At 38.0% G+C, this 1,075-nt stretch carries 1 protein-coding gene; it reads left to right on the top strand.

Features of this window, described 5'->3' with window-relative positions; genetic code table 11:
- Positions 1-118 precede the first annotated feature (118 nt).
- The gene (locus DFR56_RS22545; protein ID WP_110397691.1) at positions 119-1,066 is read left to right on the top strand and encodes an IS30 family transposase; all 948 of its coding nucleotides are present in this window, start codon (positions 119-121) and stop codon (positions 1,064-1,066) included.
- Positions 1,067-1,075 lie beyond the last annotated feature (9 nt).

The raw sequence follows: 1,075 nt of genomic DNA on the forward strand, positions 1-1,075 counted from the left end.
ATGACGAATTGTACTATTAAGTGCAACACCTAAAAAAACTGTAGTTAAAATAAAGCAGCCCATAACAGCTTCGTGTAAAATGTAAGTAACCACACAAACACATACACGGAGGTCTGTTATGAGCTACAAACATCTTACCACATTTGAAAGAGCACGTATAGAAACACTTTATGAACAGGGAATATCTATCCGTAATATCGCTAAAAAGTTAGAGCGTTCACCATCTACCATTTCAAGGGAATTAAAACGTAATTCACAAAAAGGTTCGTATAAATCTGAACATGCACAAGATAACTATAACGAACGTAGAAATAATTGCGGACGGATTGGTAAATGGTCTCCAGAGCTAGCGGAAATTATTAATGAAAAGTTGGAACTTACCTGGTCACCAGAACAAATAGTAGGTCGTTTATTTCTGGGTTCTATCAGCTTTAAAACTATTTATCGCTGGATTTATCAAGGACTATTAGTGAATCAACATTTAAATGTTCTTCGCCACAAAGGAAAGCGTCAGACTCCCCGAGAAACAAGAGGACGATTTAATGTTGGAGCTTCCATTTCTAAACGACCAAAAGAGATTAGAAAGCGAGAAACATTTGGACATTGGGAACTTGATAGTGTAGTTTCCAGCCGTGGCAAAAGCAAAGGATGTTTCGCCACGTTTGTAGAACGGAAAACTAGATGGTACATAGCATTCAAGATGCCAAACCGGTCAGCTACCTCAATGGAACAAGCCATACGAACTTTAAATGAACAATTGCCTTCTGGTGCATTTAAAACCGCCACAGTAGATAGAGGTAAAGAATTCGCATGTTATAGCGCGATAGAGCAAGATACGGACATTCAGATGTATTTTGCAGATCCTTACTCCTCGTGGCAACGTGGTAGCAATGAGAATGCAAACGGTCTATTAAGAGAGTTTTTTCCTAAGAAAACCGATTTAGCTAAAGTCTCGAACGAAGAACTGGCAAATGCATTATCACTAATCAACAATAGGCCAAGAAAATGTTTAAATTGGAAAACTACACACGAAGTGTTTCAGAAAGAACTGTTGCACTTAATTTGACAAACCATC

The organism is Pseudogracilibacillus auburnensis (genome assembly GCF_003201975.1).
GTDB lineage: Bacteria > Bacillota > Bacilli > Bacillales > Amphibacillaceae > Pseudogracilibacillus > Pseudogracilibacillus auburnensis.

Excerpts from the sequence above, each read along its gene's own strand:
- DFR56_RS22545 (WP_110397691.1), top strand. The coding sequence starts at position 119 with ATGAGCTACAAACATCTTACCACATTTGAAAGAGCACGTATAGAAACA.